Genomic DNA, 22,306 nt, shown 5'->3' with positions numbered 1-22,306 from the left:
TGCAAGTAAAATCGCCGCTCCCGCCTCATTTTCAGCCATGGCAGCCGCCTGCTGAACTATTCCTTGACATATCAAGATTCTATACCTATTTTAGCCTTTTATAATCAATCTTTCCGCTGATACATATATGATCTGGGCACAATATATCTTCTTCATCAGCTGTTTTATCGTTTTTTATAATTATGGAGGATATGCAGTGCTGGCTTGGCTATTCACCCGCCTGCGAAGCAAAAAAGAGCCGACCAGACTACCGCCGGATTTTATCCCGTCCGTGTCATTCATCGTTGCCGCTTACAACGAAGAGTCGATCATACATGAAAAGCTGGTTAATTCATTGGAGCTGGATTATCCCCACACGGCCATCGAATACCTGTTCGTTACCGATGGGTCCAACGACATGACTCCCTCCATCGTCAGGGAATTTCCTTCCATACGCCTCCTGCACAACCAGGACCGCAGCGGCAAATCCGCCGCCGTCAACAGGGCAGTAAAGGATGCCCGCAACGAAATACTCATTTTCAGCGACGCGAATACGATCCTCAATAAGGATGCTATCCGGAATATCGCCCGCCATTATTACGACCGGAAGGTGGGTGGGGTTGCCGGAGAAAAAAAAGTAATCTCCCTGTCTGCAGGACAGCCCTCTGCCCAATCCGCTGACGCTGAAGGCTTATATTGGAAATACGAGTCCCGGCTGAAGCAAATAGATTCCGACTTCTACTCGGTCGTAGGCGCGGCAGGTGAGCTTTTCTCCCTTCGCAGGGACCTCTATGAAGTGCTTCCGGAAAATACCATTCTCGACGATTTCGTCCTCTCCCTTCGCGTGGCCGCAAAAGGCTACCGCATCATATATGAACCCCATTCCTATGCGATGGAGCTTCCCTCCTCCTCTCTGGGAGAAGAGCGGAAACGCAAGGTCCGCATTGCAGCTGGCGGTTTTCAGTCCATCATCATGCTGGCCACCCTGCTGGTCTTCTGGCGGCGCCCGGCCTTGTCGTTCTTATATATTTCTCACCGGGTATTACGCTGGACGCTCAGCCCGCTATGCCTGATCCTGGCGTTTGTCTCCAACGCTTTTTTGCTCTGGGGGCCCTTCAACGCTCTCTTTGTCGTCGCATTCTGCGCCCAGCTGCTCTTCTATGCCCTGGCCGCCGGGTATCAGCTGCCCCTGCCGGGAAAATGGAAGAAAATTTGTAAAGTGCCTTACTATTTCACCTTCATGAACGTTTCTGTTATATTGGGATTCTTCCGCTTCCTGAAAGGTTCCCAGTCCGCCGTCTGGGAAAAAGCGCAGCGCAGCACGGCTCCCACATCACCCGTAGGAAATAATGCATCATGAACAACTGGTTTGCCAAAGCCTTCAATACCTCGATACTGGAAAAGAACCGGATGGCCTGGGTGGACTACCTGCGCGGTATCGCCATCCTCCTGGTGGTCTATCGGCATGTCCTGCTGGGCCTGGAAAGCAGCCACCTCGCCATCCCCCCCTCCCTGATGACGGCCAACATGATCTTTTTCAGCTTCCGCATGCCCCTTTTCTTCATCATATCCGGTATCTTCATCAATGGCAGCATCAGCCGCAGACCCTTGAACAAGCTGATCTACACGAAATTTGAGAACCTGCTCTACCCTTACCTGGTCTGGTCCTTCATACAGATCACCGTTCAGCTGGCCATGTCCACCTACACCAACACACAGAGAAGCTTTAAAGATTACAGCTATATCCTCTATCAGCCCCGCGCCCTGGACCAGTTCTGGTACCTGCCGGCGCTCTTCAACGCTACCCTGATCTACCTGCTGGTGAAAGTGAAACTAAAAGCTCCTCAATGGTCGCAATTGCTCCTGGGCCTGGGCCTGTATTTTCTCGCGCCATCTGTCAATAGATATAGTATGCTGTCCGACTGGATGGAATTTTATATTTTCTTCGCCCTGGGAGACGCCATTTCCGATCTTTTCTTTCACCAGCGCTCTCAAAGCTTCCTCACCAAACCGCTCACCCTCCTGGCTTCCATCCCCTTCTTCGTCGCGGCCCAGATGTATTATCTCCACTTTCATGGTGACGTGAAGCCCGTTGAATTCCTCCTCATCGCGATCATAGGCTGCTTTACCATGTTCGCCCTTGCCTTCCGTCTTCAAACCTGGAATATCCTCCGTTTTCTTCGGGTCCTGGGCTTCCACTCGCTGTTTATTTACGTCATGCACGTCCTGGTGGCTGCCTTCGTAAGGGCCATCCTCATGCGATATGCAGGCGTTCACGATCCTGTCCTGCTGCTTGCCTGCGGCATTATAACAGGGGTCATTGTGCCCGTAGTCGTATACAATCTGCTGATAAAGGATAATATCCTGTGGTTCCTCTTCTACCTGAAGAGACCGGAGAAGTATAAAAAGACGCCTGCCGTAACCTAGCGGTCATACCGGCGGATCACCTCCAGCGCGGCCTGGTCGATATGCCGGGCCGTATCGCTGAGGGGCTTGCCGTAAAAAATGGTTTCATATTCATTCCTGTATACCCCATTGGCATGCGTGCGCGCCATTACCTCCGGCCTTAATGAGCTGTTGGTAAGATAGACCGCTGACCCCACCCCTAAAAAAAGATACACTACCAGCCAGGCATAGGAAAGTCCGCCCACCAGTCGCTTTGAACGTATGCGCCCAACGGCATCCGCCACCACGGCGGCCACCAACGGCGTCACAGGGACCCAAAATCGTGGATCATAGAATGGCCAGTTGAACATGACAATGGAATACAACAGCAAATAGATCTTCACGATCACGGGGACATCGTTCTTCCGGAAGAACAATAAATAAAGAAAGCCGCCGAATAGACATATGCCGGTTAACAAAAAGATCAGCTTAGCCGTCACAAGCCCTGTAAAAGGCGCCAGCTTCACGATGGATATATTGAAGCATATCTCCGACCACTCCGTAAAATGCCATTTGAATATGGTCAGTACGGTAACCCCTTCCGTGAACTGCTTGGAAAATACTTTTGTGTAATGATTGAGACCCAGCTGCCGCGAAAAAACCGCTACCCCCAGCAATGCCAGCATGATCACCCCCACCAGCACCTTGTTACGGCGTATCAATTGTATCAGCTGCTTGCGGAATTCCCATAACAATCCTACCACCAACGCTCCGGCCAGCGCGACACCCACGGTCCGCGTAATGAAGGCCAGCACCGCAGCAGCAAAAGCGGCAGGCAGGTAGCCCCATCGCTTCGTCAGGGAATATTGCTGAAAGAGATACAAACCCAGCATGGAGAAAAAGAGATATTGCATCTCCGATAAAGGATGCGTGACGAACTTGATCGTCGTCCAGTTCAGCAAGACCAGCACCACGGAGAACCAGGGATTCACGGAAGACCGGAACAGCTTCCTCACCAGGAGAAGACTGCCGCCAAGATACAGGCAATTGATCAGCACCAGCACCGTGGATTTTAAGATCCCCAGCTTGGATAATATCAGCAGCAGGCCCGTATAGCCCCATGGCATATAATCCCGCGCTGCCTCCGAATCCGGAGGACAGCCCAGCTCCACGCAATCCTTAATGGCAAAATAGCGCAGCATGTCGACATGCAGTCGCAGGTGTGTCAGGCAGTTCAGGAGATAAACCGCCACCATCCCATAGACCACAGCCTTAGATATTGAAAGATACTTTTTGCTGTCAGGAAAACCATATGCGTCGGGCATAGGGAAAGGCTATTATTTGAAAAGGTTGTACTTCAATATACAGAAGATCGCCCGGAAACCATCCCGCCATCCGATCTTCTTACCCTCTTCATATGTACGTCCGTAGTAGGAAATACCTACCTCATAGATCCGGATCTTAGGTACCCTGGCTATCTTGGCGGTCACTTCCGGCTCGAAACCAAACCGCTTCTCTTCCAGTTTTATATTTTGAATAATATCGCTACGGAAAAGCTTGTAACAAGTCTCCATATCCGTCAGGTTCAGATTCGTGAACGCATTGCTCAGCATCGTCAGGAACTTGTTGCCCAGGCTATGCCAGTAGAACAGCCGGCGGTGCGGATTGCCCCCCATGAACCGGGACCCGAACACCACGTCGGCGGAACCCCTTATAACAGGCCATATTAACTGGTTGAACTCCTGCGGATCATATTCAAGGTCAGCATCCTGGATGATAAGATATTCACCTGTAGCCTTTTGTATCCCGGTATGGATAGCTGCTCCCTTCCCTTTGTTCACCTCATGCTTGAAATACTGTATCCCGGCGCCCGGATGACTCGCTATATAGGCCAGTAAGACCTCCTCCGTATTGTCCTTGCTACAGTCATTCACCAGAATAAGCTCCTTTTCTATGTTCTCGATGAGCTTTACCTCCAATACGCGGTCGAGGATCATGTGGATGGTTTTCGCTTCATTATAGGCCGGAATGATAATAGAGAGCTTATTGAACTTTTCCATTGATAACTTATAGGGTTGTTATTGGCGATCAAAATACAACATAATGACTTGTTTTGCAATATTCAAGCAATTTTTTGGAAAAAAAATCGAAAATTTAAACTATTATTACCCCCAATATATTCATATATTTTTTGCACCTATGTCTCTTTCCCGTTTAAAAGACCGGGGGACCTTCCCCTCGCTCTACCTCCTCATCTCAACCCTTGGCTTCCTTTTCGCCCTATACTATGCCTGGTTCCACCTTTGGGAGTTTGATGAAGGCTGGACCTATCTCTCCGTCCAGCGCGAATCATTCGGGGACCTGCTGGCCTACAGACATTTTAATATCGCCAACCATCATTTGATCAATTCTTTATGGTTCAAAACCATGCAATTGGCCGGTTGCAGATCCGCTATTGGCTTTAGAGCGCTTAGCCTGCTCTCCTACCTTCCCTATGCCTGGTTCCTCTATGCAGCCGCCACTTATAAGACAGAAGCATGGTCCAACCGCTCTTACGCATGGTTCACCCTTTTCTTCATTCCTCCTTCCATCGTCTATTTTGGCGCCGGGCGTGGTTACGCCCTGGCCATTGCCTTCTTTGTCGGAGCCCTCTACTACCTCAAGGTCTGCCTGGAAGAAAGAAAAGCAGGCGCCTACTGGAAGCTCATTCTCTGCGGGGCCATCAGCAGCCTGGCCATCGTCAGCTTCTTTTACCCCTTTGCAGCCATGCTGGCTTATCTCTTCGTGATGCAGTTCCGCAGCCGCATCCGAAGCATACATACCATCCTCAGCGGCATCCCGCTGCTGGCGCTTACACTTTATATTTATCACATCGGCAAGACTATACTGCTCAACGACGTGATCATCAATGGATCGGACAGCCTCGTCGCAGGTGGCATGTACAGTACTTTCCTGGCGACCCTCACGCTCTATAATATCACGCCCTTCCCCCACCTGTACGACCTGTTGCGGCTGGAAACGGTGTCAAAGGTCACTGTCATGGCAACCTTCCTGCCAGTGGGGTTTATCCTTATCTGGAAATACCTGCGCAAATACAAGGAGCTCCTCATCCTGGTGATAGCCACGTTGCTTTTCCTGGCTTCGCACTTTTTACTGCAAGCCAAATACCCTTCCGACCGTAGCGTTCTCTACCTGCTCTATCTGATCTATATACCCGTTGTCCTCGTCATCATAAAGACCTCCAACATCTTCTTCCGTATACATTATTTCATCGCTATCTTCTGGTCCGCACTCAACCTGGTGGGCTTTATCTATATCATGAACAAGCAGGACATCTATACGGCGCTGGAACAAAAACCTGTTCGCCCGTATACAGTCTATTGCGACTGGCCCAACTTTGCCGACGGTGTATATAGTCAGCTCCGCTTTCAAGGCCGTATCCAATTTCATTATATGGCCAAAAGCTACGAGACAGATATGGACCTGGTCGACCGGAATGTAAAGGCCGCGCTCTCAGATCCCCACGCTGACTTCATCGTCCTGCAAAAGTCAGCCTGGCTGCGGAACAAAGCCCTGTTCGGATCCGGGTACGAGGTGCAACCCGTGCTTTCTTCGGGGGCAAAAGAGCTTTATCTCATACAAAGGACCAATCCATAAATTCGCTTCGGCAGAATATAACGGTTCTTTAATCGCCGACAAGTTCTGCCTCTCCGCTTTGTCGGCGACCCTAACCCTTCTGTCGCTGTACTTTCCATCTCCGATCAATTTCAGTAAACCATTGAACCAAGACTATTGCCAAACATCAACGTATCTCCCTTACCATAGGAAAGTAAGGCTCCGCCAGGGCAGGGTCGACCTCAAGATCCCGGAATGGCAAGCCACACCTTTATCCCTTCGAACTCATCACATTTGTCAAATCCCCACTAGCCCTCTCCGCGGTCAGCCGACCAGCTATAGCCTGAAGGAGCCTTACATTGGGCCATCGCATTCAGCCCCAAATGCTCAACAGTACTTCCTGTACAACAATGAGCAAATGCCCAGTGGTACCCAATGTACAGCGACGGAAGGCCTATAGCTGTCGGGAATAGCAAAAAACAAAACTGCCCACTCCATCCCGAAAGACAAAGTGGGCAGCATATACTTAATCAAACCTCACTCACAGCTCGAACCTCAAAGCTCGCAGCTCAAAGCTCAAAGCTCACAGCTCACAGCTACATCTTCACCAACTTCCTCACCACACTCCAATTCCCTATCTGCACCCTCAGGAAGTAATTCCCCCTTGGCAGATCTCCCGCCGACAAGCTCACCTGCAGATCCTGTTGTTCCTTATCAAAACCAAACATCTTCAGCACTCTTCCCGTCACATCGATGATCTGCACTTTCATAGCCCCCGTATACCCATTGGCGATATCCAGCCGCACAACATCCTGCACAGGGTTCGGATATAGATGGAAGCGCTCGGCATTGTTCACGCTAACAGAATCTCCGCCCAGTCCCAACGCCGCGCTGCTCATAGTCGCAGCCCTCGCCTGCGCAGTCGTCGTTGCACTGACAAACTGCATCCAATTGATATTCCAGATAGCGGCATTGACGCTATAGATCAGGATCGTCTGGGTGCCGGCCGGCAGCGTCACCGTGGCGGAGATCGTTTGCCAGGTCTGATAACTACCCGTATTCGGTAGATTCACGGTCGTCAACACTGTGCCATCCCCTTGCTTCAATTGGAAGGCCGCACCTGTATTCGGAGTAGCCACCCGGATATTCACCGTGTAGGTCCCTGCCGCAGCAACGGTAACGTTATAGCTTGCCCAATCACCCTGGTCGATCCAGCCTACATCCTGTCCGCCCCCGCTATCCATGGTACTTTCGGTCTGCATGCCATAAACATAATCATAGCTTTCGGTCTGTATAGTGCCCGGTATGGCCTTCGCTACCACCGCAGCGGCAGGCGTTGCAGCATATGCCCACTGTATCCAGTTGACATTCACGCCTGCTGTACCCGAGGAATATACCCTCAGCTTTTGACTGCCAGCCGGCAAAGGCGCGACCATCGTCACGGAGGTCCACGACTGCCAGCCGCCTGTATTCGGCACCGCCACAGAACCCAGCACAGTGCCGTCCGATTTCCTCAGTTGCAGCGTACCGCCTGCAGCAGCAGCCGCCACCCGGAAGGTCACGACATAATTGCTCGCTATCGCCGCATTCACTGCATAGTCCATCCAGTCTCCCACACCGATCGAGCCGACATCCTGACCACCACCGGCATCTGTGGTCGTTTCAGCCAGTACGCCACTCATCGCATCATAATTTTCCGCCTGTACGATCCCCGGCACGGGCTTGTCCCCGCTCACCAATGTGTTGGTCAATGGGCCCGTAAAGCTCGCCCAGTTGATATTCCAGTTGATAGAAGCAGTAGAGGCGATCGTCAGCGTCTGAGCACCCGCCGGGAGCGTCACCAAAGCGCTGATGGTCTTCCAGCTTTGGAACCCTCCCGTATTGTCTACATTCACTTTTGTAAGCACCGTACCTCCCTGATTCCTGATCTCGAAGGCTGCGCCCGAATAAGGCGTCGCCACCCGCATGTTCACCGTATAAGTACCGGCAGCAGCCACATTCACATTGTATGACATCCAGTCGCCAGCATCGATCCAGCCGACATTCAGTCCCCCGCCTGCATCACTCACCGTTTGCGTCTGCACACCCGCGTATGAACTGTAGCTCTCCGCTTCGATTACCCCTGGTATAGCATATACAGTACCGCTGGATGGCTGACTTACCAGCGGTCCGGTGAACTGGACCCAGTTTAAATTCCAGTTGGCAGCCTGGTTCGACGCAATCACCAATGTCTGGCTTCCCGCCGCCAGGCTCACCGTAGCCGTCACGGTCTTCCATGTCTGATAGCCGCCCGTATTGTCCACGCTCACCGTAGACAGCACAGTGCCATCCGATTTCCTGATCTGTAAGCTCGCTCCGGTGTTAGGAGTGGCTACCCGAAGGTTCACCGTATAGGTTCCGGCCGTAGCCACATTCACATTATACGACATCCAGTCGCCATTGTCGATCCATCCTACATCCAGGCCGCCTCCCGTATCGCTCGTGGTCTCTGTCTGTATTCCCGACATGCCGTCATAGCTTTCTGCCTCTATGGTTCCGGGTATCGCCGCCGCTGCCTTCGCAGGCGCCGCATTTACCACGACACTCACATCATCCGTAGCCGTCGCTCCCGCATTGTCCGTTACAGTCAGGCGGAAAACATAGGTCCCCGCCACAAGATTGCTGCACGTGGGATTCGCAATGGCGGCATTGTCATAGGTATAGGTCGTAGGACCGCTGACATAGCTCCAGGCATACTTCGCAATAGTGCCGTCCTGGTCCGTACCGCTGCCCGACAACGTCACACTATTAGTAGGCAACGTTATCACCTGGTCAGCACCCGCATTGGCAACAGGCGCCACGTTGATCGGCGCACTTATGGTGATCGTCACTTGGCTGATGGAGATAGCACCCAGCAGGCTGGTGACCTTTAAAGCAAATACATATGTTCCAGCGATCAGTCCGGTGACCGTAGTAGTCGCGGAACCGGGACTCGTTATCTTCGCCGTATTGGGCCCGCTCACCTCCGACCAGGCATAAGATAGGATACTGCCAAGGCTTAACCCGCCGTTAAGCGTAGTGCTGGTCGTGTTGGCAGCCAGCGTCTGATTGGTGCCCGCATTGGATGTTACGTTGTCGGATGTCCCGCCAACCATGGAAGTATCCCCCTGCCGCAGCATCCACTGAAAAATGGAAGAACCGATCTTGTAAGTTCCCCTGGAATTCGTGTCCGCCCCCGTAGCGATGTAGGGCCCCATCGGCGCAAAGGATTGCCAGTTATGCTGGTTGGGATCGTAATCCGTATTCCAGCAACAATGCGTTCCATTCCCTATATTATTATAGGTGAAATAAGCAGATCCCTTCACGCTGTCATTCATGGCCTTCTCCACCAATGGCGGATTGATCACCTGCGCATCCCCATAGCCGACCGTAGCAAATAATTTACCTTTATACTTCTTGGCCCAATGCCCGAAATACGGATACCCCGGACCGGGGAATACGGCCGCAGCGCCCGAAAGCAAGGTGAGGCTCGTGACAGGCTTCATACCATCCTCGGCCCCGGCGCTCGACTCATACGTGATCATCGCGGACCATGTAAAAGCACCCTGCGACAGTCCCGCTAAATGCACCGAATTCCTTTTGATGTGATACGTGTTAAGTAAATAGTTCAACACAGCCAGGTTCCACTCAGGGTACGGCTGCGTATAGCTGCAGATCATCGTGATCAGGATCGGGTAATGCGTGCCATTACCCAGCACGACACTGCCATCCCATCCATTGTTCAGCCACCAGTGTGGCCCATACGTTTGGAGCTTTGACGGATCCGTCCCCATCTCGCCTATCCCGGGCATCGTGATGATCGCAGGCCTGGAAGCCGTGTCAGCATCACCCGCCTTGAACATATTCGCCGGACGGCTGATACGGATCAAATACGTAACACTACCTAACTTGTAAGTAGTATCATACGTAACGAAATTGTGTGTCTCTGTAGTTTGTGATTTGCCGGCGAGAATAATAAATAAGCATAAGCAGGTAAAGATTGGCTTCATAAAAGGTAGATTATTGGATATATAAATAATTTTAGCAATACGGTGCCCATCTGCATAAATTCTGCTGCAGGTAAATTTGAAACTATATATGGTTAAACCAATTGGGGAAAAAAATCCACACTTTCAAACACACAAAAACAAGCTAATGCGATTAGACTGCTCACAGGAAGGCATACCTCAAAAAGAAATAATCATGCCAAAAACTACTTATGTGGATAACCACTAAATGAAGAAACCGCCCTGTGGGCGGCTTCTTCTCATATGTTTAATATTTCCTATCTATCTATCGCTTCACAACTTTCAGCACTTTCCTTTCGTTCCTGTTGGTGTAGATAACAGAGACAAAGTATACGCCCGGCGTTACCGATCCGTCCGTCTGCACCTGTATCAGGTTAGTACCCTCGATCAGACCTTCCGTCATCTTCTTGTATAAGGTCCTTCCGCCCAGGTCTGTCACCATCACCAGCACATTGTCATTAGTATGGGCCGGCACAGTCAGCGTAAAGTTCTGGTTGAACGGATTTGGATAAACACCCAGCGGCTTGCCGTCCAGGTCATCAGCCGTTGCTGCCAGCGGTGCCAGAGCATTAGCCGTCGCAGATACCACACCAGACTGCACCATCGCAGGGGCAGGAGAGATCGTAGCCGTCGACGGAGTATACCCCTTGATGATGGCCACACCTATCAGTGCAAAGGAAGCATTGGAGGAATCGTAAGCATAGGTCGTAATATCCACCCGGCCGTTCTGGTCTGGCTTGATACCGAACATTGTCACCGTTCCGCTCTTATTCACATATGAATTGAGCAGGCTCTGCTTGCCGTTGATATTATACCTCGCTGTGGCATTGTGTGTCGGAGCATCCGTACAGCTCGCAAACAGCGTGAAATCATAGGTTTTCGTTTGGTCCAGTCCCGTAAAGGTCAGACGTGCCGTATCTCCTATGAACAATCCAAAGCTTTGAGCCATGACGGCATCAGGGAATATACCTGAGTTATTGCCGGTGCTCACACCATGGTCGTTCACCGCATCCCAGGGAGTAGCCTGTATCAATCCGACATTTGTCGGGAGGCCGGCCTCATCCTTGAAGTTGTTCCACACATTACCGGTGGTCTGGTTAACCCAACGGGTCTGGTTCCAGGGAGCCGAAGCAATCGGACCGGTCGACCCGTTCATGTTGAGGAACACGGTGCTGGCATACGTATACCCCTTCACAGGATTACTGTAGGCAGAGTACTGCGTTCCATTCTTCGCCCTTACCACATAATCATAGGTCGTATTAGGCGTCAGGTTCGAATTCGTATAAGTCGTAGTGTTCGCAGCCACTGTCGCCAGCAAGCTGTAAGCTCCACCATCAGGTGCACGCCAGATCTCATATCCTGTCTCGTTGCTGGCCCTATCCTGCCACTGTAAGGTGACGGTATTGGTCGCAGAGTAATCCAGGACACGCAGGTCGCCGGGGCTGAACGGTATGGTGCTGCCCGGGTCGAATGACTCGATGACAATGGCGCTGATCAGGGCAAAGCTTGCACTCGCGTCTTTGACACAGTTGATGACCACGCTGCCGCTGCCGTCCGGAGTTACGTTATTGATCTGCACGGTCTTATTGGAATTGTATGAGCCATTCAATCCAACAGTCTGCCCGTTGATAGTGATATTCGTCAGGCAGCTTTCGCTCGTAAAATGGCTGGCGAAGAACTGGAAGTTATACCGCTTCGCTGTGTTCAGGCCCGTCACCGTGATCCGGTGATTATTGGCATCCGTCGCATAGATCGCATTGTTCGAAACAACTTCCGGATAGAGGTCAGAGCCGTTGCGGCGCTGCATACCGGTGTTGGAAACACCCGTCCATGCGTCGGTCAGCGTCAGGGTCATTCCCGTATTCGCGCCCGTCTGATCCAGCAGGTTGTTGATGAAATACCCGGCAGAGGGTATATAATTGATCAGCAGATTGTTCCATGGCGAAGGCGCCTGGTTGGCAAAGCTGGAGAGATTCACATACGTGTAAGACAGGCTCGGATCGACTACGTTGATCGTAAAGCTGGTTGACCCGATGGAATCACTGCCATCCTTGGCGATCACGGTCACACCGGAGAAGCTTCCCTGCAGCCCGGCCGTGGGCGTAATAGTGATCGTACCCGTACCATTGCCATTGTCCACAAAGGTGGCGAAATTCGGCAGGTTGCTGACTGACAGTGTCAGGTGATCGCTGGGATCATCCACAGCAGTGACATTCACCTGCACGCTCTGATTGTTGTTGACGGTCACATTTGCTATCGCATTCACTGTAGGCAGACGATCCGCAGTGGTAAACGACGCCAGATCGCTGTAGACACCCACACCATAAGCATTTGTCCCCACTACTTTATAGTAGTACTTCGTCGTACCGGAGATCGTGGTATCCGTGAAGGAAGTGCTTCCGGCAGGCACCGTTCCGATCAGGCTGAAGGACGCGCTGTCACCAGTGCTGCGATATACTTTATAATTGTCCTCGTTGTATGCCACATCCTGCCAGGTGAGCCCTACGCCCTTCGGTGCCGCCTGCGCCTGCAGGTTCAGCGGTTTGGCAGGAGCCGTACTGTCGTCGAAATGATTGGCGATCACCAAAGAGTTCAGATAGCCCGGCGTATTGTCCAGCGTACCCATGAGCACCGAGATCGTACCATCCGATGCAGGCGTCAGCGAAGACAGCGTCACCGTATTCTGGGTGTTGCTCTGCACTGCAAGCGCTACCGTCTGGCTGCCCACCGTCCAAGTAGTACGGCCATTGTTGGCAAAATTCGAGAAGGTGCTGCTTCCAAGGAAGGTAAGATCGTATTTCTTGGCAGGATCCAATCCGGTGACAACGACACTCGGGTTGCTGGGTCCGCCGAAATAATTGAAGTAATAATATTCCTGCAACACGACATCCGGATAGACGCCGCTGTTATTGTTCGTGCTCGTTCCGCCATAGCCATAAGGCATCCACCAGGAAGAAGGCTGGAAGGACAGACCCACCGACGTGGTGCCGCCATTTTCATCCTTAAGGCCCGTAGTGGTCGGTCCCGTCACATTGTTCCAGGGCAGCGGCGCCGCATTGTTAGCCTGCACCCTCGTAAAGATCCTGGTCACAGGGTTCTTATCCGCCACCGTCAGCGTAAACGTACGGCTGGTGGAATAACCATTGTTGTCATTCACCGTCACCGTCACTGTATAGGTCCCGGCAGCGGCAAAGTTCGGACGTATCACCAGGGATGCAGTCCCATTGCTGCCTTGCGTCAGCGTATAAGCGCTGGGCAAACCACTGACAGCCAGGGTCAGGCTGTCGGCTGGGTTCACATTATGCGCGGTCAGCGACACGTTCAGGCTGTCGCCCTCGCTAATGGAGTAGTTTCCTACGCTATCCAGCGTCGGCGGATAATTATTATTGACAGACAAGCTGAAGGTAGTCGTGTCGGCGCCACCGAATGCGTCCGAAGCGATCACGCTCAGGTTGGGATAATCGCCCGCATTGGCTGCGGAAGGCGTCGCCGTCAGCTTGCCCGTACCGTCGCCATTATCCGTCAACGTTACAAAGGCAGGCAGGTTCCTGCCGCTCAGTGTCAACGTTGCATTGGCTGCGGAGGTAGCGCTGATCGGTATCACCGTGGTAGTGCCGTAACGCGCCTGCTGGTTGGCCAGCTTCACAATGACGGGCTTGATGTCAAGCGTCCGCGCATTGCCTTCATTGGAATAGCCTGAAGCACCACCGACATTCGAAGCCTGTACCTTATAGTAATATACAGAATTTGCAAACAGTCCTGAATCGACGAATGAAGTGGAATTGGCAGGTAACGTTGCCACAGGCACATAGTTCTGGTTATTGCTGGCGCTGCGGAACAAGGTTATCTTGTCCTCATTGTTGGCATTTTCCGTCCAGCTGATCGAAATGGTTGTCGGGCCGGTAGCCGTCGCCGTCAGACCACTGGGAGCTGCGGGCGCAGCAGGTAATGCCTGGGTGGTCGCAAACTGATTAGTGTTGACGAATACACTGTCCGGGATGACAACCTTCGTAGTGCCGGTGCCCGGAAGCTTCCAGCTGGTGGTCAGCACAGCGCCGCCGCTGATCTGGAAGTACTGTACATAATAAGGATACTTGACCCCTGCAGTCAGTGTCACCGTACCGGATTTCTCCGTCGTGCCCTGCACCTTATCATTGGCCACTACCAGGTGGGCGCTGTCAAAGCCGCCTATATACAGGTTGCTGCCGTCATCGGAAGACGTATAGAAGGTATAGGTCCCGGTGACAGGAGCAGTAATGTAACCCGCGAACTTGAATGAGTAGTTCGTAGTGGATTGGGCAGGCGCCAGCGTTGCGTTCGGCACCGCACCAGTTGCCGTCGGCGTCAGCGTCGACTGCTGCGACATGTTGGTCCAGGTGCCCGGTATCGAATAATAGCTATAGCTGAGCCCCGTCAGGGAGGCCAGGTCAAATCCCGACGAACCATTGGCATTGACGGCCTGTACCTTATAATAATAGGTAGTGGAAGCCTGGCAGGAACTGTCCGTAAAGCTGTTCGCATTCGCAGGCCTTGTACCTACGATAGTATAAGTGCCGTTGAGCGCACTCGCCCGGAAGATCTCAAACCCGGTTTCGTTGTTGCTGTTGTCCGTCCAGGTCACATTGATCGTATTGTAGGTCTGCGTCGTTGCCTTCACATTAATAGGGGTGGCAGGTACGGCGCCAGGCGTATTGGCCTCCTGGAATGCGCTGTTGGGAATAGCGACATAGCTGAGGGAAAGAGGTGTCTTCCATTGTACAGTCATGGTCGCACCGCCCGTAGCATTCATGTAAGCATACGTAACGGGATAGATCCCGGCCGACAGGGTCCTGGTGGAGGAAGTGACGGTCGTTGGACCCTGCAGCTTATCATTGTTGATCAGGGGCGTGCCCGAATAAGTGTAGGGGTCAGCCGTCGAGTTCAGCGAACCCAGCCACATCCTGCTGGCATCATCCGAGGTCGTCTGGAAAGTATACGTCCCACTGGTTGGGATCACGAGGAAGCCCCTGTATACATAGCCATACCACTGAACATCCGGAGCCGGGGAAATAAACCCGACATTCGGCATAAACCCGGTAGACACAGGCGTCAGCGTGCCAAAATCCGGCAGCTTGGTCAGCGTGGGGTCCAGGTTATTATAATAGGAGTAGGACAGCCCGTTGATGAGCGCCTTCGCGTTCACCTGGTTGCTGGCGATACTGCTGTTGCCCGCCAGGTCCTTTGCCTTCACGGTAAAGATATAGTTCGTCCCGTGTTGCAGGCTATATACGATAAAGCTCGTCTGCGTGGGCGGTACACTGTACGCCTTCGACCCGTTGACGTAAATATCATATCCGGTGACGCCGACATTATCCGTGCTGGCGCCCCAGGAGAGACCAACGGAAGTGTAACCCGTCCCCGTCACTGTCAGCGCAGAAGGAGCGCTGGGCGCCTGCGTATCATTGGTCGTGGTGCCGCTGGCCTCATTGGTGATGGCGGCAGCGCCTGTGCCATTCACAGGACGCACGACATAGTAATAGGTCTTACCCGCATCCAACCCCTTGATCGTATCCTTCGATATATCCGCGCCGGTTATGTCCACCAGCTTATAAGGTCCGCCGGCCTTGGTAGCCTGGTAAACCTCGAAATTAGTCTCATTCACCGTAGGTGCAGGATTCTGATTCCAGTTCAGCAATAAAGTAGTCTGTGACAATGTCTGCACGCTCAGGCCCGTAGCCACATCGGGCTTCGGACTACCGCCAGCGCTGACCACCGTGAAAGGAGCCGAGAAGCTGCTGCTGCAGCCATACTGCTCCATCACCTGGACTCTATATTGTCCGGGATCGGTCACCTGCAGGACACTGTCTGTCCCGATGGTCGTGCTGCTGCCGACTTTCTGCCACGTATAGGTCGCATAGCCGGAAGGCACTTTCAGGTTCACATAATTATAGTCAACAGCCGGTATCACTTTGCTCATCAGGCCGCTGATAGTGATCGGCGGCGTTACCGTAGGTTGCTTGATCGTGATATGCACAGGCGTACGAGACCAGTCCGACCATGTCGTCCCTCTCAGCACCCGGCAATCATACACACCCGTATCCGTCGCATTGATGGTATTGGTAGTAGACGCTAATGCCACCCCATTCCTCCGCCACTGGTACCCATTATAATTAGGGGCTACGCCAATCGTGACATTAATGGCCACGCCCGGGCAAAAGGCCGTCTGTCCAAATAAGGTCCAGGGATTGGACGCATAGGTACGAAGGATAAAAGGCCAGAAATCCGGCTCCGCCCAAACGGTATTCCAGGTTCCATGACCCAAGGTCGGATACAATGTATATTTATAGTTGGCCCCGGCCGCCATCTCCTGGTCGTACACCTGCTGGCCTGTGGTGGGGTCCGGAGCACCGTCCTTACCACCCTGGAAATTCCATATCGGAGTAAACTTGGTCAGCGGAAGGTTCTGGGGAGCGCTGTTACCCAGGTTATTGGCTGACATCGGCAGATCCGCAGTCACAACATTGGGATAACGCAGGATCATCGCCCAGGTGGCTTGTCCACCCGCAGAAAGACCATTGACCCCAATCTTGAAAGGGTCGAGCTTATTGTTCACAGCCATGTAGTCTACAATGTTCTTAGCCAGGTCCAGGTAGGTCCCATCCCAATACGTAAACGGAGACTGTTGTATGAGAATATACCCGTCGAAGTACCCGTTGTCCACACTGCCATTAAAGAATTGCCCCCCATTGGCCAGGGAGGTCTCATTATCAGTGCTGGGCCCCTTCTCGCCGGCGCCATGGAAGAAGATCAGCATGGGATACTTCTTGCCGTCGTTGGCCGTGGGGTCGTAAGTTTTAGGGAATTTTAGCCGGAACGGGATCCCGTTCAGCATATAGCACTTCCACCCATTCGTATTCCACGTAAGCTTTTTCGTGCGGACCCATTTGGCAATAGTGCCATTGGTATAAGTGGGATTTTGAACGCTTCCTTTCGGTTTGGTCGAATCATAATTGTACACCGAATCCGTTGGATTCAATATACTTTGCCCCACCACCCTTCCAGCATGGGAAAGCGTGAGGATGAACAAACAAACGAGAAGCTTCTGTGTAAAACTTTTCATGATAATTAACTTAAAATAGAGATTAGGGCGATGGTTAAAATTCTATATGTATGATCCAATCAACATTACTTCTCGTTGTTACATCCGCCAGCATCTCACACAGTTCAGGTTCTCAGTCACGGATGTTCATGGTTCGACATATGCCGCTATACACAAAAATCTTGGCAAGAGGATAATTGTACTTTAAAGACGACGATGTTCTGATGGAGGAAATTGGAAGGATTTCACCAGTCATTCATGGAAGATGGAAGTGTCATCAAACCTGGGAGGAGAAAGGATTGTAGACGATCAACAGGCTAGTTCAAGGGATCTTGGAGATGATCAGAGTGGTATTAGGAGAGGGCTTAATTAGAGTGCTAAGGTAATATTTTTTTCCAGGTTTGTAAGCTTTTTAACAAAAAATCCTAAGGAATTACCCACATCCGGCCCCTTCGTTGTATTTTACAGCGTACAAGCCCCCAATGAAGAAACTACCCATTTCCAGGGATGCCTGGCTCATCATCATCGTATTTTTAGTTTCCCGCGCCATCATTTTCGGCTTCGGCACTCGGATGGACTTTGAAGCGCTTTTCCGGAACTGGCAGTACCTGGACGCCAACACCTTGAAGGACCATCTTTTGGAAGGGCTCTGGTACGATCATACCCAACCACCCGCATTCAATCTGTTCCTGGGTCTCGTCGTTAAGATCGCCGGCACCCACGCCCGTACGGCCTTCATTCTCATTCTCAAAATCATTTCACTTGCCAATGCCCTGCTGCTGCTGACTATCCTCAGCCGTACCCTGCCTCCTCCCGGCACCCCGCCTGCCCGCCCCAGCCGGCTCCCCCTGGGCTTCACCCTCCTCTATCTCCTGAGCCCCGCCTCCATCATTTTCGAACACGAACTATTCTACACCATTTTCATATCTTTCCTGTTACTGGTCAGCAGCCTCTCCCTCATCTCCTTCCGCACAGGCATTCGCTGGTCCAATACCTGCGGCTTTCTGCTCCCCCTGCTGACCGTCACGATGACCCGCAGCCTTTACCACCTCGCCTGGCTCTTCGTGATCACTGCCGCGCTCATCATATATCACCGTAAAAAGCCCGCCGTCAAACGCCTGGCCGCCGGCAGCCTCCTTACCCTGTTACTGGCCGGATCCTGGTATTTCCATAATTACAAGCTCTTTGGCGTCTTTTCCTCCTCCACCTGGATGGGCATGAACCTCGCCAGGAATGTCTTCCACGACACCACGATCTCCGACTCCTCCGACATCGCAGCCATAGAGCCCTTTTCCCGCATCTCGGCCTATCACCCCTTCCTCTCGGCAGCCGATACCACCCGGTATGGCAGCCTGCCGCTGGCCGACCTGCATGAAGAAATGAAAAATGACAGCTTTATCAACGAGAAACACATTGGCTATATCGCGGTCTCAAACTTATACATGGCCGCCTGCCGCCGGCAGATCAGCCGGCACCCGGCAGGCTATCTGAAAAATGTGCTCCAATCAGGCATCATTTTCTTCGCACCGGCTACCCGCTATTCCGTGATGGAACCGGAAGTCCGGAAGATCAAATATTATGACTTGCTCTATTCCTTCAATCTCTCCCATTTTGCCAAAGGCAAACAGGCCAGAAGGATCGCCCTCACCCTCTCGGCAATCCCCAAGTTCATCATCTATTTCATCGTTTTTGCCTGGTGGATAAACCGCATCGTAACAACGCGCCGGATAGACGACCTTACCCTGTTCCTCTTTGCCGTCATTGGCTATGTATTTTGCGTAAGCTCCCTGTTCGAACATTATGAGAATATGCGTTTTCGCTATGAAGTGGAGCCCTTGTTCCTTATCCTGGCGGCAACTACCCTTTATAACGTGCAACATCGCCTTTCAGCACGTCGTCATAGATCGTCTCTATCGCACGCGTCATCGTGATGACATTGAATTTTTCATTGATCGTCTCCACCACTCTTTCCTGGAACTTTTTCCTGCTCTCCGGGTCCTGGGCAAGTCGAACCAATGCCGCTGTCAGCTCCTCCACAAGATTGGCCGTCCGGATCAATACCCCGTTGACGCCATTCTTCAACACCTCTCCCGTCCCATCCACATCCGACGCAATAATGGCCTTTCCCATGGCCATAGCCTCCAGCAGCCCTATCGGCAGCCCTTCCCACAAACTGGGCAGGACAAAAATATCGGCTGCAGCCAGGACATCCGGCACATCCTGCCGGAAAGTGACAAAAGTAATGTCCTTCTCCAACCCCAGCTCTCTGCTCAATTGTATAGCCTCTCCCTTCAGCTCCCCATCCCCCACCATCAGCAAATGCATCCCCGGCACCCGCTGCAACGCTTCCCGGAACCCCCTGATCATAGCCAGTGGCTGCTTTTGCAACGTGAAACGCGCAATAAACAACACCAGCAGCTTTTCCCGCCCGATCCCTAGCTCCGCCCTCACATCCTTCGTTACTGCCGAGGGTGAAAAGCGCTTCTGATCGATACCATAATTCACCAGCGTACTGTGAAATGAAGGAATGTTCTCCTTCCCGGAAGCTTTGTTGGCCTCGGACACCGAGATATTTACAGCCGTCCGCCCGGTAATATACCTTTCACCCGCGATTCGCAGCTTCCGCAATAATGGCTGCTGGTCAGGATGGAACGACCACCCATGAATGGTGTATACCACAGGGATGCCCAGTGATCGCGCCGCCCATAGGACATTCGAGCTGGCCCTGGTTCCATGCGCATGGATCAGCTGTACCTGTTTTTCCTTCAGATATCTTTTAACAGCCCCCCATTTGCGGACATCAAAAGGCGTCTCCGTATAGATCACGTCAGCATCCACCTCCATCTGCTTCAGCCGGTCGATCATTGGCCCGTCCGTGAAAGAAAGGACCACAGGATCAAACCTGTTCCGGTCAAGGTTCTCTACCAGGTTCAGCAAATGCGATTCCCCACCCCCGATCTTTCCCTGGCGGATACTCTCCAGCACTTTTATTTTCTTTGTCGTAGGTCTCACTTAAAAGAGATTTTGGAATTGAACTGCCATAAGACCCCCTTCCAGAAAGACTTCAGATGGGCCGACTGCCCCCTGACAAGATAGCTCAGGGTGTTCTTTGGCATCGTGAAAAATAAGAAATAAGTGGTAAATACCAGGAAGGCAGGCCAGGCAACATTCCTGCGCATAAAAAGTATCCTGTTGCGCGTAAGATAAAATGTCTTCAGGGGACTGGACCTGCCGGTCGTCATGGATTCCTTATGATAGATGAGCGAGGCGGGTTGGTAATAGATGGAATAGCCCTTTCGCTTGATCTGCTCGCTCCAGTCCAGCTCCTCGTAATACAGGAAGAATATCTCAGGCATAAGCCCTACTTCATCCACCACCCGCCGGGGTACCATCATACCACCCCCATGTACATAATGAGTGGGACGCACCTCATCATATTGCCCTTCGTCCTTTTCCCGGCAACCGACCATACCGTTCCGACCCGTCAGGATGTTCACCTGTTCGTAACCAGCATATTCAATGGTCCCTTTCTCAAAAAAGTAATGGAATTTCGGGCTGGCCATGCCCGCGTCCGGATAGGTACGGAATATCTTCAGCAAACCCTCCAGCAGGCCGGGCGTGAATTCCGTATCATTGTTGACGATAAAAAGATATTCACCTTTAGCTGCCCGTATACCCGCATTATTTCCGGCCGAAAAACCCAGGTTGGCTTCGTTCCGGACAACAATGGCATCGGGATAAGCCGTCAGAAAAGCGGCAGTGGGATCTTCACTGGACGCATTGTCCACCACAATCACCTCGATTCGGGGATAGTTATTCTGCTCCCGGATGGAACGAAGAAACTCACAGGTCACATCCGTAGTGTTCCAGTTCAGCGTAATAATGGAAATCAGGGGATATGTATCCGCCTCCGGCATCGTCATTTTAAACATTCTCCTTCTGCAACAACGCGGAAGGGGTGTTGGCTATTATCCAAAGATCCGTGGCAAAATTACACTTGGTAGCATAATCGATGTCCATATTGATCCTTTCCTGTATAGACATATCTTTATTACCCCTCTTCTTCACCTGCCACAGACCGGTAATACCAGCCGGAGCCATAAACCGGGCCGCATAATCGTCCGTGGTCAGCGCGGCAGCCTCATATAAAGGCAAAGGGCGGTTACCCACCAGGGACATATGCCCCAGAAAGACATTGAACAGCTGCGGCAGCTCATCCAGGCTCGTATTACGTAAAAAGCTGCCCACTTTAGTGATACGGGGATCATTATTGATCTTGAAGAATACAGGACCGGAATTCTCGTCATCATATTGATTCAAATGCTTCAGTTCACCAATCTGCTTGTCGGCATCCTGATGCATGGTCCGGAACTTGTAAAAGTTGAAAATGCGATAGCCCCTGCCAGCCCTTTGTGCAATGTAAAAGATAGAACCACGGGATTCCAGCCGTATGGCAATGGCTATCAAGAGGAACAAAGGACTCAACAACAACAGGGCAAAGGAAGATATCAGCACGTCGAAAGTCCTTTTTGACAAGGGCCCGGGATGAAATCTCCGTACTACGGTGTTCTCTTCGATCCGGGGCGCAGGCGCATGCGCTACAACGGCTTTCACCTTACGAAGGAACTGGATCTTTAATTTCAGGCTCTTATCATCGAAATTTTGCAAAAATATGATCTCGTCAGGACGTGTGTTAAGTTTATATTGCTCCAGCTGCTGCTCGTTCAGCCCGGACGCATCCAGAATGAAAGGAATGCAGGACAGTACAGGATGATTCCGTAAGAAATGGCTGAATTTGCGGATAGAAACGTAGTCAAACCGGGCTTCGCAGAGTATGACTTCCGGGATCAGATTCCTTTCCTGCTGAAGGCTTCTCAGTAATTCGGCCTTCACATTGTCTAAACCCTCTGAAGCATAGCCCCTTTTGTAAACGCTTACCAGTTTCTCGATATGGGCAGTAGTCTTACCAATGTAATAGAAGCCGCCATACTGGACACCAGTAGTTTCGGCAGAAACATAAGAACGGTAAGTCATGCGCTGAAAGAAGCTAGGGCCTTTCTCTACAGTCTTGGGTAGAAATAATAAATCCATACAAAAGGTTTACGGTTTCATAAATACGGTGGTTCAGAAATAGCGGTTTTGCCCTAATAGGAAATAGCTCTACAAAAAGGACTACACTTTAGCACAAAGCATTTCATACGGT

11 protein-coding genes are annotated in these 22,306 nt (G+C 51.8%); 4 read left to right on the top strand and 7 right to left on the bottom strand.

Annotation, left to right across the window (positions count from 1 at the left end; translation table 11 throughout):
• Positions 1–127: 127 nt before the first annotated feature.
• Positions 128–1,339, top strand: a complete 1,212-nt coding sequence (locus Q4E93_RS30835) for a glycosyltransferase family 2 protein (RefSeq protein WP_303591795.1) — start codon at positions 128–130, stop codon at positions 1,337–1,339.
• Positions 1,336–2,406: an acyltransferase family protein gene (locus tag Q4E93_RS30830; protein ID WP_303591794.1), complete on the top strand. Its 1,071-nt coding sequence runs from the start codon at positions 1,336–1,338 to the stop codon at positions 2,404–2,406. Before Q4E93_RS30835 ends, Q4E93_RS30830 begins: the two co-directional genes overlap by 4 nt.
• Here Q4E93_RS30830 and Q4E93_RS30825 read toward each other — a convergent pair.
• Positions 2,403–3,689: a hypothetical protein gene (locus Q4E93_RS30825; protein WP_303591793.1), complete on the bottom strand. Its 1,287-nt coding sequence runs from the start codon at positions 3,687–3,689 to the stop codon at positions 2,403–2,405. The two genes, Q4E93_RS30830 and Q4E93_RS30825, sit on opposite strands and share 4 nt — an antisense overlap.
• 12 nt (positions 3,690–3,701) lie before the next feature.
• On the bottom strand, positions 3,702–4,424 hold the full coding sequence (locus tag Q4E93_RS30820; RefSeq protein ID WP_303591792.1) for a glycosyltransferase family 2 protein: 723 nt from the start codon (positions 4,422–4,424) through the stop codon (positions 3,702–3,704).
• Positions 4,425–4,563: 139 nt separating this feature from the next.
• Here Q4E93_RS30820 and Q4E93_RS30815 point away from each other — a divergent pair, with 139 nt between their 5' ends.
• The gene (locus tag Q4E93_RS30815; protein ID WP_303591791.1) at positions 4,564–6,021 is read left to right on the top strand and encodes a hypothetical protein; all 1,458 of its coding nucleotides are present in this window, start codon (positions 4,564–4,566) and stop codon (positions 6,019–6,021) included.
• Between the two features lie 554 nt (positions 6,022–6,575).
• Here Q4E93_RS30815 and Q4E93_RS30810 read toward each other — a convergent pair.
• Both Q4E93_RS30810 and Q4E93_RS30805 read right to left on the bottom strand, forming a co-directional pair.
• Positions 6,576–10,007 carry a carbohydrate-binding protein gene (locus tag Q4E93_RS30810; protein ID WP_303591790.1) on the bottom strand — a complete coding sequence of 1,144 codons (3,432 nt, stop codon included), beginning with the start codon at positions 10,005–10,007 and terminating at the stop codon, positions 6,576–6,578.
• A gap of 283 nt (positions 10,008–10,290) precedes the next feature.
• Positions 10,291–17,124: a fibronectin type III domain-containing protein gene (locus tag Q4E93_RS30805; protein ID WP_303591789.1), complete on the bottom strand. Its 6,834-nt coding sequence runs from the start codon at positions 17,122–17,124 to the stop codon at positions 10,291–10,293.
• A gap of 461 nt (positions 17,125–17,585) precedes the next feature.
• Between Q4E93_RS30805 and Q4E93_RS30800 the strand changes: the two genes are divergently transcribed.
• Positions 17,586–19,034, top strand: a complete 1,449-nt coding sequence (locus Q4E93_RS30800; protein WP_303591788.1) for a hypothetical protein — start codon at positions 17,586–17,588, stop codon at positions 19,032–19,034.
• Here Q4E93_RS30800 and Q4E93_RS30795 read toward each other — a convergent pair.
• The 3 genes from Q4E93_RS30795 to Q4E93_RS30785 are packed head-to-tail and all read right to left on the bottom strand — an operon-like array spanning position 18,961 to position 22,194.
• Complete coding sequence (locus tag Q4E93_RS30795; RefSeq protein WP_303591787.1) at positions 18,961–20,115, bottom strand: glycosyltransferase; 1,155 nt, start codon at positions 20,113–20,115, stop codon at positions 18,961–18,963. The two genes, Q4E93_RS30800 and Q4E93_RS30795, sit on opposite strands and share 74 nt — an antisense overlap.
• A complete protein-coding gene (locus Q4E93_RS30790) occupies positions 20,112–21,026 on the bottom strand; it encodes a glycosyltransferase family 2 protein (protein WP_303591786.1) in 915 nt (304 codons plus the stop codon). Before Q4E93_RS30790 ends, Q4E93_RS30795 begins: the two co-directional genes overlap by 4 nt.
• Before the next feature lies 1 nt (position 21,027).
• Positions 21,028–22,194, bottom strand: a complete 1,167-nt coding sequence (locus Q4E93_RS30785; protein ID WP_303591785.1) for a sugar transferase — start codon at positions 22,192–22,194, stop codon at positions 21,028–21,030.
• Positions 22,195–22,306 lie beyond the last annotated feature (112 nt).

This window comes from Flavitalea plasmicola (assembly GCF_030546645.1).
In the GTDB taxonomy this organism is placed as follows: Bacteria; Bacteroidota; Bacteroidia; order Chitinophagales; family Chitinophagaceae; genus Puia.
The sequence above is the reverse complement of the archived record's forward strand: the minus strand, read 5'-3'. Positions and strand labels throughout refer to the sequence as shown.

What these genes read in the sequence shown, in the direction of transcription:
- Q4E93_RS30835 (WP_303591795.1), top strand. Translation starts at nt 128, where the DNA reads ATGATCTGGGCACAATATATCTTCTTCATCAGCTGTTTTATCGTTTTT.
- Q4E93_RS30830 (WP_303591794.1), top strand. Translation starts at nt 1,336, where the DNA reads ATGAACAACTGGTTTGCCAAAGCCTTCAATACCTCGATACTGGAAAAG.
- Q4E93_RS30825 (WP_303591793.1), bottom strand. Translation starts at nt 3,689, where the DNA reads ATGCCCGACGCATATGGTTTTCCTGACAGCAAAAAGTATCTTTCAATA.
- Q4E93_RS30820 (WP_303591792.1), bottom strand. Translation starts at nt 4,424, where the DNA reads ATGGAAAAGTTCAATAAGCTCTCTATTATCATTCCGGCCTATAATGAA.
- Q4E93_RS30815 (WP_303591791.1), top strand. Translation starts at nt 4,564, where the DNA reads ATGTCTCTTTCCCGTTTAAAAGACCGGGGGACCTTCCCCTCGCTCTAC.
- Q4E93_RS30810 (WP_303591790.1), bottom strand. Translation starts at nt 10,007, where the DNA reads ATGAAGCCAATCTTTACCTGCTTATGCTTATTTATTATTCTCGCCGGC.
- Q4E93_RS30805 (WP_303591789.1), bottom strand. Translation starts at nt 17,124, where the DNA reads ATGAAAAGTTTTACACAGAAGCTTCTCGTTTGTTTGTTCATCCTCACG.
- Q4E93_RS30800 (WP_303591788.1), top strand. Translation starts at nt 17,586, where the DNA reads ATGAAGAAACTACCCATTTCCAGGGATGCCTGGCTCATCATCATCGTA.
- Q4E93_RS30790 (WP_303591786.1), bottom strand. Translation starts at nt 21,026, where the DNA reads ATGACGATGCCGGAGGCGGATACATATCCCCTGATTTCCATTATTACG.
- Q4E93_RS30785 (WP_303591785.1), bottom strand. Translation starts at nt 22,194, where the DNA reads ATGGATTTATTATTTCTACCCAAGACTGTAGAGAAAGGCCCTAGCTTC.